21 protein-coding genes are annotated in these 14,081 nt (G+C 40.2%); 1 reads left to right on the top strand and 20 read right to left on the bottom strand.

Annotated features, from left to right (window positions below):
• Positions 1–131: 131 nt before the first annotated feature.
• The 20 genes from ABS301_RS14885 to ABS301_RS14790 form a co-directional block, all read right to left on the bottom strand.
• Positions 132–545 carry a hypothetical protein gene (locus ABS301_RS14885; protein ID WP_349672968.1) on the bottom strand — a complete coding sequence of 138 codons (414 nt, stop codon included), beginning with the start codon at positions 543–545 and terminating at the stop codon, positions 132–134.
• Between the two features lie 55 nt (positions 546–600).
• The gene (locus ABS301_RS14880) at positions 601–756 is read right to left on the bottom strand and encodes a hypothetical protein (protein WP_349672967.1); all 156 of its coding nucleotides are present in this window, start codon (positions 754–756) and stop codon (positions 601–603) included.
• Positions 737–859 carry a hypothetical protein gene (locus ABS301_RS14875; protein ID WP_349672966.1) on the bottom strand — a complete coding sequence of 41 codons (123 nt, stop codon included), beginning with the start codon at positions 857–859 and terminating at the stop codon, positions 737–739. Before ABS301_RS14875 ends, ABS301_RS14880 begins: the two co-directional genes overlap by 20 nt.
• Positions 860–904: 45 nt before the next feature.
• A complete protein-coding gene (locus ABS301_RS14870) occupies positions 905–1,111 on the bottom strand; it encodes a hypothetical protein (protein ID WP_349672965.1) in 207 nt (68 codons plus the stop codon).
• A gap of 68 nt (positions 1,112–1,179) precedes the next feature.
• Positions 1,180–1,854: a hypothetical protein gene (locus ABS301_RS14865; RefSeq protein ID WP_349672964.1), complete on the bottom strand. Its 675-nt coding sequence runs from the start codon at positions 1,852–1,854 to the stop codon at positions 1,180–1,182.
• A 495-nt stretch (positions 1,855–2,349) separates the two neighbouring features.
• Complete coding sequence (locus ABS301_RS14860) at positions 2,350–2,625, bottom strand: hypothetical protein (RefSeq protein ID WP_349672963.1); 276 nt, start codon at positions 2,623–2,625, stop codon at positions 2,350–2,352.
• 21 nt (positions 2,626–2,646) lie between these two features.
• Positions 2,647–4,035, bottom strand: coding sequence for a DNA cytosine methyltransferase (locus ABS301_RS14855; protein WP_349672962.1), 1,389 nt, complete (start codon positions 4,033–4,035; stop codon positions 2,647–2,649).
• A gap of 214 nt (positions 4,036–4,249) precedes the next feature.
• Positions 4,250–6,409: a DUF927 domain-containing protein gene (locus tag ABS301_RS14850; protein WP_349672961.1), complete on the bottom strand. Its 2,160-nt coding sequence runs from the start codon at positions 6,407–6,409 to the stop codon at positions 4,250–4,252.
• A complete protein-coding gene (locus ABS301_RS14845) occupies positions 6,406–6,933 on the bottom strand; it encodes a CHC2 zinc finger domain-containing protein (RefSeq protein WP_349672960.1) in 528 nt (175 codons plus the stop codon). Before ABS301_RS14845 ends, ABS301_RS14850 begins: the two co-directional genes overlap by 4 nt.
• The gene (locus ABS301_RS14840; protein WP_349672959.1) at positions 6,923–7,393 is read right to left on the bottom strand and encodes an ERCC4 domain-containing protein; all 471 of its coding nucleotides are present in this window, start codon (positions 7,391–7,393) and stop codon (positions 6,923–6,925) included. Before ABS301_RS14840 ends, ABS301_RS14845 begins: the two co-directional genes overlap by 11 nt.
• 11 nt (positions 7,394–7,404) lie before the next feature.
• Complete coding sequence (locus ABS301_RS14835; RefSeq protein ID WP_349673096.1) at positions 7,405–7,836, bottom strand: single-stranded DNA-binding protein; 432 nt, start codon at positions 7,834–7,836, stop codon at positions 7,405–7,407.
• Between the two features lie 14 nt (positions 7,837–7,850).
• Positions 7,851–8,519 carry an MBL fold metallo-hydrolase gene (locus ABS301_RS14830; protein ID WP_349672958.1) on the bottom strand — a complete coding sequence of 223 codons (669 nt, stop codon included), beginning with the start codon at positions 8,517–8,519 and terminating at the stop codon, positions 7,851–7,853.
• The gene (locus ABS301_RS14825) at positions 8,516–9,430 is read right to left on the bottom strand and encodes a recombinase RecT (protein ID WP_349672957.1); all 915 of its coding nucleotides are present in this window, start codon (positions 9,428–9,430) and stop codon (positions 8,516–8,518) included. Before ABS301_RS14825 ends, ABS301_RS14830 begins: the two co-directional genes overlap by 4 nt.
• 2 nt (positions 9,431–9,432) lie before the next feature.
• The gene (locus tag ABS301_RS14820; RefSeq protein ID WP_349672956.1) at positions 9,433–11,355 is read right to left on the bottom strand and encodes an AAA family ATPase; all 1,923 of its coding nucleotides are present in this window, start codon (positions 11,353–11,355) and stop codon (positions 9,433–9,435) included.
• A gap of 55 nt (positions 11,356–11,410) precedes the next feature.
• Positions 11,411–11,587 carry a hypothetical protein gene (locus ABS301_RS14815; protein ID WP_349672955.1) on the bottom strand — a complete coding sequence of 59 codons (177 nt, stop codon included), beginning with the start codon at positions 11,585–11,587 and terminating at the stop codon, positions 11,411–11,413.
• A 275-nt stretch (positions 11,588–11,862) separates the two neighbouring features.
• Positions 11,863–12,156, bottom strand: coding sequence for a hypothetical protein (locus ABS301_RS14810; protein WP_349672954.1), 294 nt, complete (start codon positions 12,154–12,156; stop codon positions 11,863–11,865).
• Entirely contained in the window at positions 12,134–12,364 is a 231-nt protein-coding gene (locus tag ABS301_RS14805) for a helix-turn-helix transcriptional regulator (protein ID WP_349672953.1), read from the bottom strand. The genes ABS301_RS14810 and ABS301_RS14805 overlap by 23 nt, the downstream gene beginning before the upstream one ends.
• 16 nt (positions 12,365–12,380) lie before the next feature.
• On the bottom strand, positions 12,381–12,530 hold the full coding sequence (locus tag ABS301_RS14800; RefSeq protein ID WP_349672952.1) for a hypothetical protein: 150 nt from the start codon (positions 12,528–12,530) through the stop codon (positions 12,381–12,383).
• Positions 12,506–12,733, bottom strand: a complete 228-nt coding sequence (locus ABS301_RS14795) for a helix-turn-helix domain-containing protein (RefSeq protein WP_349672951.1) — start codon at positions 12,731–12,733, stop codon at positions 12,506–12,508. Before ABS301_RS14795 ends, ABS301_RS14800 begins: the two co-directional genes overlap by 25 nt.
• 78 nt (positions 12,734–12,811) lie before the next feature.
• Positions 12,812–13,009 (bottom strand): helix-turn-helix domain-containing protein, encoded by a 198-nt coding sequence (locus ABS301_RS14790; RefSeq protein WP_349672950.1) that lies wholly within the window; start codon positions 13,007–13,009, stop codon positions 12,812–12,814.
• A gap of 210 nt (positions 13,010–13,219) precedes the next feature.
• Here ABS301_RS14790 and ABS301_RS14785 point away from each other — a divergent pair, with 210 nt between their 5' ends.
• Positions 13,220–14,062: a helix-turn-helix domain-containing protein gene (locus ABS301_RS14785; protein ID WP_349672949.1), complete on the top strand. Its 843-nt coding sequence runs from the start codon at positions 13,220–13,222 to the stop codon at positions 14,060–14,062.
• Positions 14,063–14,081: the final 19 nt, after the last annotated feature.

Raw genomic sequence — 14,081 nt, 5'->3', positions numbered from 1 at the left:
TTTTCAAAAAGCGCCTATTGATATAAGATCAACAGGCGCTCTATAAAAAAGAACTAAGTAACTTCCAGTTTTATCTAATACTGGATAATATTAATATACCATATTGACTTGTCCTGTTATTACGGTTCATTTTACATTTTCCTTCTTTTATCCAATAACCAGTAAAATTTTCGGCGTCGATCATAATACATATCCTTACCACAGGGAATCTCCATGATCATTTTTAAATACCGAAAAGTTACATCTTCTTCTGTCACGGCCTTAAGTATGTACTGGTATATATCCGGATCAACCTCAATAGCCGTCTGCTCTATCAATCGGCAGTTCTGTTCTAACATGGTGCGTCTCATAGCCAGCTGCTGGGTAGCATCACCGATATTCCTGCTCATAGGCATGTCAGTGATCTCCATGGCACCCACCGTATCCGTTTTATATTTAAGCTCATCTTTCCATTCACCATACTGCAAACACCAGTAATATAGTTCCCAGAATCGATTTTTACTGATACCGTATTTGCTGTAATTTAATGGTCTTATATTTCCCAAAAAATCACCTCTTCCCGTTTTGTTCACTTCTTACTTGGTAAAAATACATTTTAATCTATTTTGTAAACTTCTTCGGTTGATACAACCTTCCTACCGCAAACAATCTCCCGTGATCCTTGCAGCTGCAGCTTGTCCGCTTCGAATCAGAAGGATAAGTCTTTCCGCAGATCAGACACCTTTTCCTGATAACACTAAACCTTATCTTTTCCATCTTCCACCTCCACCGATACAATTCTCACCCGTTCCTGGGGAACATCTATGTATTCACCACTTTTTAACATGATCCCGATCAGACCGTCATTGCTGCCGATCATGGTCCCAAACTTTCTCCCAGGGTAAACTGGACAGTGATTATCTGTTTATCTAAAAGCTTCATGTTGCACCTTCTTCCTCGCAGGATGCTTCCTGCGCTTCGGATCCGGACACAGGCTTGTATATGTATAAGCTGGCATCTGCGCGCTGAAACTCATAACCGGCGGTGCCTTTATAGCTGCATCCGCCTCGGCCTGTATGCGACTGTTTACACTGGCTCTGTCTGCTCTGCAGTCTTTTGATGATTTTCTCAATGTATCCCTCCTTTTGGGCAATAAAAAACCAACTACCGAAAATTGATAGTTGGTTAACATATTAAACTTTAATTGACTCTTCTTCCCTCAAAGTTTGTAGAACATTGGTTATAATCTCCATGTAGAGAAAACGCAACCGAATATTTATCAAGGACTTTACTTCCAAAGATATCTGTATATTGCAAGTATATTTTCAAAATTGCAAATCCATTGAAATCTTCTAATTTTAAGATTGATTTTAGTTGTATGTGCCTTTCTTCATTTTTTGTCAAAATACTTTTGTTTTCATTGTCAGATATCAATGGGTAGACTTTTTTGTCAAGCTGTAATTCAGCTTTACCCACTCCAAAATTATAAGCTATTCCATCCGTAATATTTTTTATTTTGAAATTTAAACCATCATGAGATTCAAATGCCAAAATAGGCCTTTTGCTATCTTTTTGTTCCATTTCTAATCTTTGATTAAGTTTATTGCTTTCGTTTCTGTAAAGTTTATTTTGGTATAGAGACAATCCACCAAGCAAAATCGTTCCAATAAATGATATTGCCGAACCATAATACCCCAAAATAACACCCTCATTCCATTCTGAACCAGCCCTCAAGATTTCATATTTAGCAGGAATTTTAAAAACTCCATTTATGATAAGTGGAACACCTATGATTAAAAAAATTGCTAACAAAACTAACGCCAAAAAAAATAAACGTTTAATCACCCATACAAATATTGGTATTATCTTTTCCATACGCCCCTACCCATTTTTTTAGTTATTATATCCCATATATTACCAACTATCAATATTCAATTATCAAGGAACAATAAATCTTTAAATTTCAGTTTTCCTTACTTGCAATATTTGTACTTTTCGGCTGAATATCTTCTATCCCGTACTATCTGACTTACTCCATACCGCTTTGCAGTAATACCACAACAGGTGCATTTATAAGTGTCATACATTTGCCCAGCTCTACGAATGGTAACAAGATTCTGTTTTTCCCATGAATGTTCCTTTCTGCTCTCCCCATTTTCCTCAATAACAGTAACTTCGAGTAATTCTCTTGGGCTTTCATTGGGCCGTAATGTTGCATTGAAGTTGCTTATAAGATTTAAGCATATACCTTTTCTGAAACTGAATTGTCAATTTCATATGTTTCTTCAACAACGCACCCACCCTCAATAATCTTAGTCTGCATTTTAATTTTTTTCATATATACCCTTTCTCCCAGTACTCCAGGAAATCCTAATTCACCCGGCTAAACCGTTCCGTTAAATGCCACTTCCAGTCAGCCACCATATTCTCATGTGCAGCCTGTCCCTGTAATATCTTTGCCCCAGAACTACTCATCCGGTTATATGTATTCAGTATATTACAGATATGATCTCCCATCTGACACCCCCCGCAGATCTTGTCCAATTCTTCCTGATCACCAATCTCCCCAGGGAACCGGCACAGGTGATCACATACATGCTCCATCATAGGAGTGACGATTTTTAACATTTCATTTTGCTCTGACATCTGCTCTCCTTTCACAACTCTTTAGGCAAATCTAAGCTGAGCCTGACTATCATCAATCCTCATGTTCGGCATTCGCTCTCCCACTTTCAGATAAGGACAAGCTGTATAACAAAGTTTCTCTGCCATCAAAGGAACAACGCTGTTTCCAATCTTCTCAACCTGCATAGTCTTGGGATAAAGTTTTCCGTTTGGCATTTTAAACTCAATAACGTAATCTTTCGGAAACCCCTGTCCCAGTTTTAATTCTTCAGGCTTCAACATTCGAAACCAGATATCTATGATCTGATATGTCACTCCGTCTATAATCACAAGGACGAGTCCGAACCGGTCTTTTGTGACAATGGTGCCTATCGGTTCATTAAGACTTTGACCGATTCCATGACCGTAATACTTAATCAGAAAAGCTGATACTAAAGCAAAATGTCCGGGAGAAGTAGTGATTGTATGTATTGGTTCATTAACGCTCTGACCGGTTCCAGTCTTATAGAACTTTGATAGAAAGCAGGTAACAAGCGCATAACGGTTCGATGTATCAATCGTCTGTATGGGTTCTTTCAAGCTCTGTCCCCGTACCTCACCTTTTGTTGTTTCGGAATGATACTGTATCAGGAATGGCGCTGCCAATTTGTCCGGAAGAATAAACCGGTTTGGATCATCAACAACAAACTTTTTAATACCTGCGCCTATACGGCTTAGTGTTTTATCTTTTAGTGGTCGCTTCCTGGTGAATATCGAGCTACCTAAATCAGTAAAATCAATATCCTGACTGATCGGCTCCCAAGGCTTTATTCCGTTTAAGCCATTCTTTGAATGAGTTTGTTCCGGCCAGACAATAGGTCTTCCATCAGATCGAAACTGCCCATACCAGCGCTCTCTGGTCGTATGAGCTCCGTAATCCGCAGCAACTAAGACCCGACATTCAAACTCATAACCAAACTCTTTCATAAGGCGAATAAATTTATTGTAATACTCTCCTTCTTTGGCTTTGATCGGCTTATTGTTTTTATCTAGAGGACCCCATTTCTGGATCTCCTTAACGTTTTCCATCATGATCACTTCCGGAACTTTTCCCGTAGCCTTCAGGATCAACTTACACTGTTTCCATACTCCCATTGGAAGAATTCGTAAGCCCCTCTCAATTGGTTTAGATCCTTTTGCGTTTGAATGCGAGGTACAGTCAGGACTTGCCCATACAAAGCTGACTTTCTGTCCCCAAGTAAGGAACTTGTCAATCTTGACTCTCATGATATCTTCCGTAAAATGGTGAGTATATGGGTGATTGTATTTGTGCATTGCTATTGCAGCGGCATTATGATTAATTGCATAATCAAAGCATCTGCCCCATGCCATTTCGCCACCAGTACTCACGCCACCTCCACCGCAGAAATAATCTATAATTACGTCTCTCATTTTGAAAGGAGCCAGGATATCCTGTCACGGTGGCCACCGCTCCAGCCTCCTTTCAGTTTTTAATTAACTTGTTGCCTTTACCGACACACACTCAAAATGTATGTGCAGCTCAGTCCGTCTCTTAGTCTTTATGTATACATGATCCCCATGGATCTCCTTACCGCAGTAAGAACAAATATGTGTTTCTACTGGTGGAGGCCCACCGGCTTTCTTTTTAGCTGGCATTTCTTTCACACCCTTTCACAATCCCATGAACAATTTCCCTCAGCTGACCGGCATATTCAAGGACCAGATCTGCATCCTGCTGAACGAAAGCTGCCTGACTTGCCTTTTTCATAATTCCCGATTTCCTGATAGCTAAATTAATTTCCGTATATCTCTGATCCGCTTCGGCTCGTTCGATCTGCAAACCTTTAAGCGCTACATCCTGAAGGATCTCCCTGGTCATGGACTGTATCTTTTGCGTGAGCTGATCATATCCCTTCCGGTATTCCGTCTTTAGTTGCTCCAGAGGTATGTTTTCCTTGTTACGCTTTAGCGTTCCAAGTAAGGACCGATACTCATTTATTGTATCGGTTTTTTTTTGAATGTTATCAGCTACATTAATACAAGCACATCTTGCAGATTTTCCGTATACATTTGTTGATTTATACAGATTCCCCTGGCTGTCTTTAGTAAGCCGACCATTCTGATCAAGCCAGGACAGCAGTGCCTTAGGATTAAATCCTCCGTCTTCACATATTTTTTCAAAGTTATTTCGTATTATTCGAACCTCATCCCCCTTGATAGAACCAAGACAGGGATCGGATCCGCTTTCGAACTTTGCCTGATTACTGACACAAAAATCCTGTATGTACTCAAAGCCACGAACACCCACATCCACATTCTCCTTGGTGTGCAAATGCTTTTCTATGTCTGCTACTGTTAAGGCTCGTCCATCGCAAAATATCCACTCCGTTGCCAAAGCGTCGCCGGTCAGAATTGCCGCTGCAGCCATGGTCTGCTTTTCAGTCGAAGAGGTGCCTAATTCCTGGTAGAACTGTTTATAATAATTCTTTGCCTTTTCCCTGGCCCCTTCTGTTGATAGAAAACCCATGAATAACCGCCCCGCATGACCGTAGTTTGTTCTTATGACCTCCAGGAGACCGTGTGCATCCTCAAACAACTTATCCCTGCACTCAATCTCAATGATACGGTTTACGGATCCGCCCCCTGACGCATTGTGGGTAATGGGAGACTCTCCGGATGTAATGGTGCAATTCTTCCATGTAAGAGTATTCTGTAATCCTCCTGTTTTCGCTCCTCTGGTCTTACCTATGCCTTCACAGAGCATATAAACGGCTTGCTCAAAAGACTTCTTATCTTTCACAAGCTGAAATTCATCTAAGATCAATGGGAGGTTATTTACAAATCCTGCCTGCTGTTCCAATCCCACTACTGTGCCATTAAAAGTCTGCATAAAGTTAGCATCATCGTTCGGATCAGCCCATACGGAAGCTGCCATAAGTTGGGCTACTGTTTTTCCCGTCTCAGTTCCGCCCCATAGATGAACAATAAAGTTCAGTTTTCCTATGGTTTTTAGTACAACCGATGCGAAGCTTGCAGCCAGAGCAATCTTGGCCGGAGAGTTGGTTTTTCGAACCTTCCGTACTTCTGAAACCCAGGCTTCCAGAGTCCCTTCTGAGCGCACAGACCGAAATATCTTTCTAAAATTATCCTGGCCGTCAAACTCCAGGTTGCCTGTATAGGGGCAGAAATGTCCGGTTTTGGTCCAGCCCAGGTGACTCACAGACTGGACTTTTGGAATGATATCATGATTAAGATCATCAATATTTTGCAGGTACTCCACCAAATAGGAAGCATTTTTATCCGAAACTGATATATCTTTGTCAGCAAGATCTTTTATACCATTTGCCGTAAACAATGCCTTTTTAGGAGCCACCACACTGCCCCAAGCTCCGTAATTTCTGCGGAACATCAGACGAAGCCTTACGCTTTCATCTTCGATATTCACAAGCCTCTGTACGGGCAAGATCGGGTGTGTACAAGCTATATCAATTCCCTGCTTATCATTACGACGGACAATGCCCTCATCATTGGCAATCCAATCTCCTGTGTAAAGTTCTATTGGCTGATCTTTAAAATTGGTGACGTTATTTACAACACTATTCATGCTCTTTTTATCGCCATGCTGTGCAAAGTACGCCTTAACCATCGTACCAAAGCGTCGGAAGCCTACCTTTTCTGCATTGGCAGCCAATTCATTAAACAGCTGTAGGTATCTAAATCCATCATCACGGTGAGAGTAAAGGAGCTTATAAGGCTCTTCGGTATTAAATTCTTCCTGGGTGTATACCTTTAAAGGTTCATTCATTCTAAGCTTCTCATCTCCTCTTGCTCTTTCCGGAAACCAGATGTTAAAATCCTGTAATCTTCTTCAAGAACTTGTTTTTTATTAATTACCAACACCCATTCATCTGACATTGGCTCAAATACCATTTCCAGCTCATCATACATTCGAAGTAACCGGCATACTTCAATTAACTTTTGCATCTTCCATGCCCTAAATACTTCCTCATACCTACGCGCTCTTTCTCTCTCCCTCTTTCTCATTAATATCTGAGATAGATGTACTTTTTCACCAGAGTGATAATCCCCTCCCAGTTCAATAAATGCCTCTTTAAAGCTGAGATCGTCCATCATTTGAACAAATGAGAAAATATCTCCGTTGGCACCGCAGGCGTGACAATGAAAATCTCGGTCATAGATTTTTAATGAAGCCTGCCTATCACCTTCATGGAAGGGGCATGGAATGAACCCCCTCCTGTTTGGTTGGAAGCCATAGCGCTCCACGATATCCCTCATGCTATATGTATCTTTGATTTCCTCAACGGTCACCAGAGACACCTCCCAATAATTCAATTATCTTGCTGCCAGTATGTAGTTTGTCGCAGAATAAGAACTGAGTATCATATTTACGCTCCATGGTCTTTAAGATCTTTTCCAGCTTCTCGCCAGTGACCGCTTTAGAAGACGTTTTCAGGCGTGGATTGTTCCATTCATGAACATCATCAATGCTCTTGATCTGGTTGCTGTGCTCCACCAGAATAATTACCTTAACGCCTATTTCCTGCGCTCGTTTCAGTTCATCAGTAAATCTTCGATGCCCCTGGCACACGTTGGATGCGACCTCGGTTAAATTCTGCTTCCGGTCTATAATCAGCCTTGGATTGTCAAAATTCATATAATCCCCGACATGGAGCTTGCTGACAAAGTGCTGTATTCCCTGCTGGTCGAAAGTGTCCACAATTTTACGGATTGCCCTGGCCTTTTCTCTGGAATCAATTTGTATAACCATCTGATCCCTCCTTAGTTGAATGGAAGACCTTCGTCTTCCACTCCATCTGGGATATTCATAAATCCGTCACCGATTGTACTACTGGGAGCAGGCCTTGATTCATTTGCGGATCCATTTGTATTATTAGAATTCTTAGATTCACCGAATTCTACCTCTCTCGCAATTACGTCCGTAGTATAAATTTTCTGGCCCTCCTGGTTCGTATATGAGCCAGTTTGAATACTACCCTCTATTACTATTTTGCTGCCCTTTGAGAAGTATTTTTCAATAAACTCCGCTGTTTTTTTGAAAGCAACGATATTTATAAAATCTGCTGTTGGTTCACCATCTCTTTTAAATTTCCGGTCAACCGCAATTCCAAAGTGAGCAATTGTATTACCGTTGTCTGAATATCTAACCTCCGGATCCTTGGTCAACCTACCTATTAGAATTACTCTATTAATATGTCATTCCTCCTCTATAGTTCATATTCCAGTCTTTTATTTGCCATATAAACGGGACACTCTACCAACTCCTGGACTTCCTTCTGAAAAACTGTTTCATTGCTTGTCCGGTCAGATAAATGCATTAGACAGACCGTCCTTAAATCATGGTTCTCGTTTGCTCGAATAAAATCCTTGCAGGTATCAAGCTCCATGTGCGTAAGCTTTATCCGGTCCTGTAAGCCATCATAATATGATTCTCGCAACAGATCTTTGCTGTAATTGCACTCGATCATAATGTGATTCAGGCTTTTAAATTTATACCGGATATACTCAGTATCAGTTGCAAAAAGCAACCTTCCAACTTCCTGGTGTTCAATCAGAAAACCAGTACACGGTGCGTCATGTACCAGTGTGAATGTCCTGACAGCAAAAGGCTTACTGATAGCCGATAATGCTCCTGTTACATGTCCCATACTTGGAGCCATGACGGGAATACCGACTTTTATGTACTCATGTAGATACTTTGCATGGTCTCCATGCTCATGAGAGACAACCACGCCCACTATCTTACTGATGTTGAAGTCCAGTGCTTTCTTGACCTCTTTGAATGGTATTCCCGCCTCTATAACAAGGCACTCCGTCTCATTGTGGAGCAGATAGCAGTTTCCTGCCGATCCGCTCCCTAAACAGGTCAACTTCAAAATGGATCACCACCAGTTTGCTTAACAACTTCACTATTTACAAACATCGGTTCCTCGAAATCAACTGTATTTGCTTGACTCAAATCATCTTCGTGCTGATTTATTGTCTCATTATCAATGTAACGGGGACTACCATCTTCACTTATGACAGCCATGTCCCGCTCGTATGCGTCAGACATTTCAATACTCATAATGCCCCACTTGCTGATCAACTGCCGGATCATGGTCTTTTCTGCCATTTCATCAAAACTCTTATACCAGAAAGAAGAATATTTCCAAAGATCCTTTTTAGGGATCTTTCCTTCCTGGAGCAAGTGGAAATCATTGAGATTAAATGCCTGCGAATACTGGTCTGCATGTTTTTCCATCTTTGTTCTGGTCCAGAAGATTTCTTTTCTGAAACCGTTTAGGAGCTCAAAGTATGCCAGATAACCGATAACCGGCAGCTCTTCTCTGATCGCATCATCTTCAATAAATTCAAACTTATGCTTACCAGTTGACCGATCGCGTCCCAGGTATTCACCCTGGCGGATATAAATTACATCTAAGTCCTTATACTGGCCTGTCCTCATTGCCAACTGTTTATAACCTTTAGCTCCAAGCTGGAACTGAGCATCTACGGAAACAACTTTACCCTCTCGATCCTTTTTCTTGTATGGGACCATATAAAACTGTCCCAGCTGCGGACTTGGGGAAAGATTCAAGGCCTCACCCAGAAGCGCTGCACTTAAAATGCTGTTGTGGCTACATTCCTGCAAAGCTGGCGTATTCTGTACTGCAGATACCACGCTTGCAATAAATCTTGCTGTATTCTTCTGACCCACCACCTGTAGGATGTTTGCTTTGACCTTATCGCTTGATAAAAAGCCAACCATCCCTTTAGGCTGTGTCGTTGTGACTTCATTTCCCATCTTTATGCCTCCACTTTCAATGTGTTATTAATAGATACTTTTAAGAGAATAAGCTGCCCTTCCATCTCCGGAATATTAAAATCATTTACAGACTCTGCATTATCAATAAAGATAGGTGCTGTCACCCCATAGATCTCCTGCAACGCTGTAATAATATCCAACCCTGCAACTACTCTATGCCCTGCATTTAAGGAACTGAAGGGAACTCCGTTTACCATACATTCGCAGGTTTCCTTGTATCCTCCATTGATCTGATTTTCAAACAGGCGGAAATTGACCAACTTAAATTTTGAGTTAATCCGTGAAGAAAGCAGGTCCATCTTCGCCTTAGTAAATTCTTCCAGAAGAAACAGCCCTTTCTCCTGGTCAGCAATCAGCTGTGACGTGGTTCGCTGCTCCTGTTGCAGTTCTAATATGCGGGTCTGCACTCTCTGATTATTCTCTTTTCCTGTAAGCGTAGATTTGACTCTGTCAAGCTGTGCAACCAGATCCTGCTTATTCTGTCTCAACTGATTCAGATACCCCGATCCGGTCCCCATTTCCTGAGCCTGTTTTTCTAATTTTTCAATCTCTGCAGAAATAGTCTGATACTCCGGACTGTCAGATATCTCCACTTGTTGAGGTAATTTAGCCAACTCTTCCATGGCTGCTGTCTTTTGCTTATTCTGCTCCACCTTATTGGCTTTACAGGTTTCCAGCTTCGCATTAAGGACACTAATCTCCTTTTCAAAAGCTTCAATATTTGCAGCAACCTGTTTTCCATTCTTAACAATGTCAGAAAGGCTCTTTTGCTTATTGGACTTAAACTCCTCCAGCTTAGTCTCTCTCTGCTCTGGCGGAAGCATCTGCTTACACATCGGGCAGCATAGAGTATCCTCATTTACCTGCATGGTCTTTACTTCTTCATAATTTTTAAGCAATACTTCTCTATAAGACCTGTTACTCTCCAGAAGTTCCTGTTTTTGTTTAATCTCCCGTTCTGTCTTCTCAAACTCTCTTATCGCATCCGAGAAGGAGTATCCGGCATCATCAATCTTCCGCTGAATTTCCCGTCGCTGATCCATTAGTTTTTCATTGGCTTTACGTTTTAAATCACCCAAATCAAACTGTTTTTGCATAATCGCATTGTTAATCTGGGTAAGTACCTCACTGGCTTTTGATGCGTTATTTTCCTGCTCTGCCAGATCATTAATCTGCTTTTCCAGATTGGCTTTCTGATTCTCGCATTCTGCAAAATCAGCCTGTACCAGACCTTTGTTGGCTTCGTCAATTCTGGCCGGCAGCTCCGCCTGCCTATTATTCAGTTCTTTTAGAGCTTTCTTTGCTTTAGCTGTCAAATCATCTACAGAGAACTCTTTCAAAATCTCAGACAGTGGAGAAAACTTCTGATTGGTGGAGATCACATCCTGATCCGTAACCTCAGAGACCAATTTTAAAAGAATCGTTCTCTGGTCTTTCCATTTCAACGATGTAAACGCCTGGGGACTGGTGATTAACTTAAACAATTCCTCATTCATCAAATCATCTATGTAAGCTTTGTAATCCTTTTCCGCCTTGGGGATTTCATTGATTTCATATTTATTGATATTCCCCTGCAGCTGAGAAACCTCGCTACCTTTTTTCTTAACCCAGTTCTGCTCCTGCTTCTTGCAAAGAAGAATATCCTTCCCATCCGCTTCCAAAATGGCAGATACTTTAATAACCAGATTGTCTATCGGCTCACCCTGGCGATTGTTAGGGCGAATGTTAAAATCAGACTTTCCTTCGCTGTCCTTATTGAAAAGTAGCCATGTAAAGGCGTCCATTATGGTTGTCTTTCCGGTTGCGTTCTGACCGGAAATGTTTGTTCTCTCTTGGAAATCGATAACCAACTGGGTGATTCCCTTGAAATTCTCGATAGAAATTTTCTTTAATCTCAGATTCATTCTCTTGCAATCCTCCTATGCCCTATGTATAATAGGGGTGAAAAGTGTTTACGAGTTACATTGATTCCCTGGCTGTTCCCGCAGCCGGGGTTTCTGCTTTTTCAAAGCCAATAATATGACCATCATTTATCATCAGTGGATCCAAATGCCCCGCATCGAACGCTTTTTCCAAGACATCTATAGATAGATTATCTACCTCTACTAGCGTCCACGGATTAACAAAAACTTTCATTATTCCTTCGCCTTCTCTCTTGTGGATAACTTATGACTTTTCCACATATTCTTACGATTTTCTTAGTATAAAAATTGACTTTCTAAATATTTCCAACTATAATAAATGCATAACTATTGTCTGGCACGATACATAGAAAGGGATGAGTAAATTGGCTAAAAACTCAAAGCAAACATCTTCAAGCGCTGCTTCTGCAGCATCAAAGGTACTTCGTGATGGTCGCACTGGTGCAGCTTCTAAAACTGCTGCTGGAAGTGCCTTATCACAAACACCATCTAAGAAGAAAAAATAGTTTGTGTACTGAAGAGGTGGTATAAAGCAGTTGCAAGACTTTGTACCGCCTTTTCATCGTCCCTTAGTTCTGCCAAACCCAAGCTTTCAAAAAGCCCATGTAAAATCTCATGCATAAGAACTTGAGCCTTTTTCTCATCAGCTAAACCTTTATCAATTCTAATTTCAAGGGATTGATAGTTAATTTCTCCATCGCAAGGAGTGTTTTTATTAACCACCTCAACCTCTTCAATCTTGTAAGTAATTCCCAACAAATTAACTTTCTCCGGTAATTTCATAAGTTTTAACCTCCTTCACTAAAATCCCCGGTTCAATATCTAACGCTTTACACAAACTGATATACTCCCCAGCCTCACACTTACGCTTCCCATTTAGTATCAAGCAAAGGTGATTTTCTTTCATTCCAGCCTTTACTGCTACGACCTTCTGTTTCATACCAGAAGAGTCAATCTTGGCTTTCATGGCTTTGTAATCTAATTGATACACACATTTTCACCTCCTTTCACGTCACTTCCAGTGCACCGACCGCAAAGAACATCAAAGCCATTGCACCGATGAAGATCACTGACGGCATGATCCGCTTTGTAAACTCTTTAAGCTTCGATGGGCGGGAGTCGGTGTAATCGTCTAATTTGTCATAGTACTTCCGCATAGGGAGGCCTCCTCGGTATCAACTGACATAATGGGATATTGTTCTATGAACCTTTCTAAGTCAGTCCCTCTTACCTTTTTTAGCCCAAGTTGCAGGCATGGAAGCTTACCTGTATTAATAAGCTCATACACCGCATCAGTGTTTACCTTTAAAACTTTTGATACCTCTTTTACTGTATAAAGAGGCTCATATACTTTTACCATCTCTCTTACTCCTATCATAATCTTTACATGAGTACCATTTAACATAGTCAGGGCAGCGATTTCTCTTTTAAATGTGCATTATACGCCTCGGTTTTCTTTCAGCAAACTATCTACAGTTACGCCTAATAACTTTGTGACTCTTTGAATTTTATCCACAGATGGAATATTCTCATTCCATTTACAGATACTTCCTTTTGATAGTTCCGCTTCTTTTTCTAATTTGTAAATAGAGTATCCTCTTTCTTCTGCAAGTAACTTTATTTTGTCAAATAGCAAAATCTCACCTCCTTATAGTTGAAAATATTCTACACTTTCTATTGACATATAGTTGAAAATATTCTATTATATGAGTAACGACACTGCATCTAATAAAACAAGTTCAACTATATGTGGCTTCGTTGAATATATTCAACTCTTAATTGCATTATACTGAATATATTCATCGTTGTCAATAGTTATCGTTGAATTTTTTCAGGAGGATTTGTAATGACTTTATCTGACCGAATTCAGCAACTTCTTGACAATACTAAAACTTCTCAATCAGAATTAGAAAAAATTTTAGGTTTTGGAAAAGGCACTATAACGAAATGGAAAGGCAATACTGCCCCTTCTGCTGACAAATTATTAAAAATAGCAGAATATTTTGGCGTGACAATTGATTATCTTATGACCGGGCGGACAGGTAATAACGTTGGCTCACCATGCCCAGATTGTGGTTTAATGTATGAACCAAATGATTTTGATGATGTAAAATACCACGAACGTCTACACTCATCTTGGAAAAAAGCGGTTGAAAAATATGGGAAATTATATTGCAATTACGCAGAACGAGAAAAACTTAAGGGGGATAACAGGGCTATTAGAAATAACAGTTCACTCTCATTAAGTGAAAGGTATAATGCCGAACTTTTAGTTTTAAGATGCTTATTTTCTAGAAGTCTTGAGCGTAATCAATTTGAATTGAACCATGTGAATTTTGAAGGATATGTTGCTATGATGTTAAATAATGAAAAATACCGTGACAATTTAGATGAAGAATTATGCAACAAATTATTAAACGAGTATGGTACCTTATCAGGGATCAAAAATGGAGAATCATATTACTATCCTGAAGAAAATACTGCTGAGTTCAATAAATTAGTATCATCCTATACACAGTTAAATTCCAACAATAAAAAAAAGATAATTAATTATGGTAAAAACCTTCTTAACATACAGCAAGCTGAAGAAGAGCAAAAACATCTTATACCAGTAGCAGCTCACGAACGCACTGATATCGAAGTAACTGAAGAAATGAGAAAGCACGATGATGCTTTTTTTGATGAATAATATCTATTTTATTTATAAA

This window comes from Lacrimispora sp. (assembly GCF_031982545.1).
In the GTDB taxonomy this organism is placed as follows: domain Bacteria; phylum Bacillota; class Clostridia; order Lachnospirales; family Lachnospiraceae; genus Lacrimispora.
Note: the sequence above shows the minus strand (reverse complement) of the source record. Positions and strands in the feature narration are given on the sequence as shown.

Coding starts and splice junctions, on each gene's coding strand:
- ABS301_RS14880 (WP_349672967.1), bottom strand. CDS start 756: ATGGAAAAGATAAGGTTTAGTGTTATCAGGAAAAGGTGTCTGATCTGC.
- ABS301_RS14875 (WP_349672966.1), bottom strand. CDS start 859: ATGATCGGCAGCAATGACGGTCTGATCGGGATCATGTTAAAAAGTGGT.
- ABS301_RS14865 (WP_349672964.1), bottom strand. CDS start 1,854: ATGGAAAAGATAATACCAATATTTGTATGGGTGATTAAACGTTTATTT.
- ABS301_RS14860 (WP_349672963.1), bottom strand. CDS start 2,625: ATGTCAGAGCAAAATGAAATGTTAAAAATCGTCACTCCTATGATGGAG.
- ABS301_RS14855 (WP_349672962.1), bottom strand. CDS start 4,035: ATGAGAGACGTAATTATAGATTATTTCTGCGGTGGAGGTGGCGTGAGT.
- ABS301_RS14850 (WP_349672961.1), bottom strand. CDS start 6,409: ATGAATGAACCTTTAAAGGTATACACCCAGGAAGAATTTAATACCGAA.
- ABS301_RS14840 (WP_349672959.1), bottom strand. CDS start 7,393: ATGGTTATACAAATTGATTCCAGAGAAAAGGCCAGGGCAATCCGTAAA.
- ABS301_RS14825 (WP_349672957.1), bottom strand. CDS start 9,430: ATGGGAAATGAAGTCACAACGACACAGCCTAAAGGGATGGTTGGCTTT.
- ABS301_RS14820 (WP_349672956.1), bottom strand. CDS start 11,355: ATGAATCTGAGATTAAAGAAAATTTCTATCGAGAATTTCAAGGGAATC.
- ABS301_RS14815 (WP_349672955.1), bottom strand. CDS start 11,587: ATGAAAGTTTTTGTTAATCCGTGGACGCTAGTAGAGGTAGATAATCTA.
- ABS301_RS14810 (WP_349672954.1), bottom strand. CDS start 12,156: ATGAAATTACCGGAGAAAGTTAATTTGTTGGGAATTACTTACAAGATT.
- ABS301_RS14800 (WP_349672952.1), bottom strand. CDS start 12,530: ATGCGGAAGTACTATGACAAATTAGACGATTACACCGACTCCCGCCCA.
- ABS301_RS14795 (WP_349672951.1), bottom strand. CDS start 12,733: ATGGTAAAAGTATATGAGCCTCTTTATACAGTAAAAGAGGTATCAAAA.
- ABS301_RS14785 (WP_349672949.1), top strand. CDS start 13,220: ATGACTTTATCTGACCGAATTCAGCAACTTCTTGACAATACTAAAACT.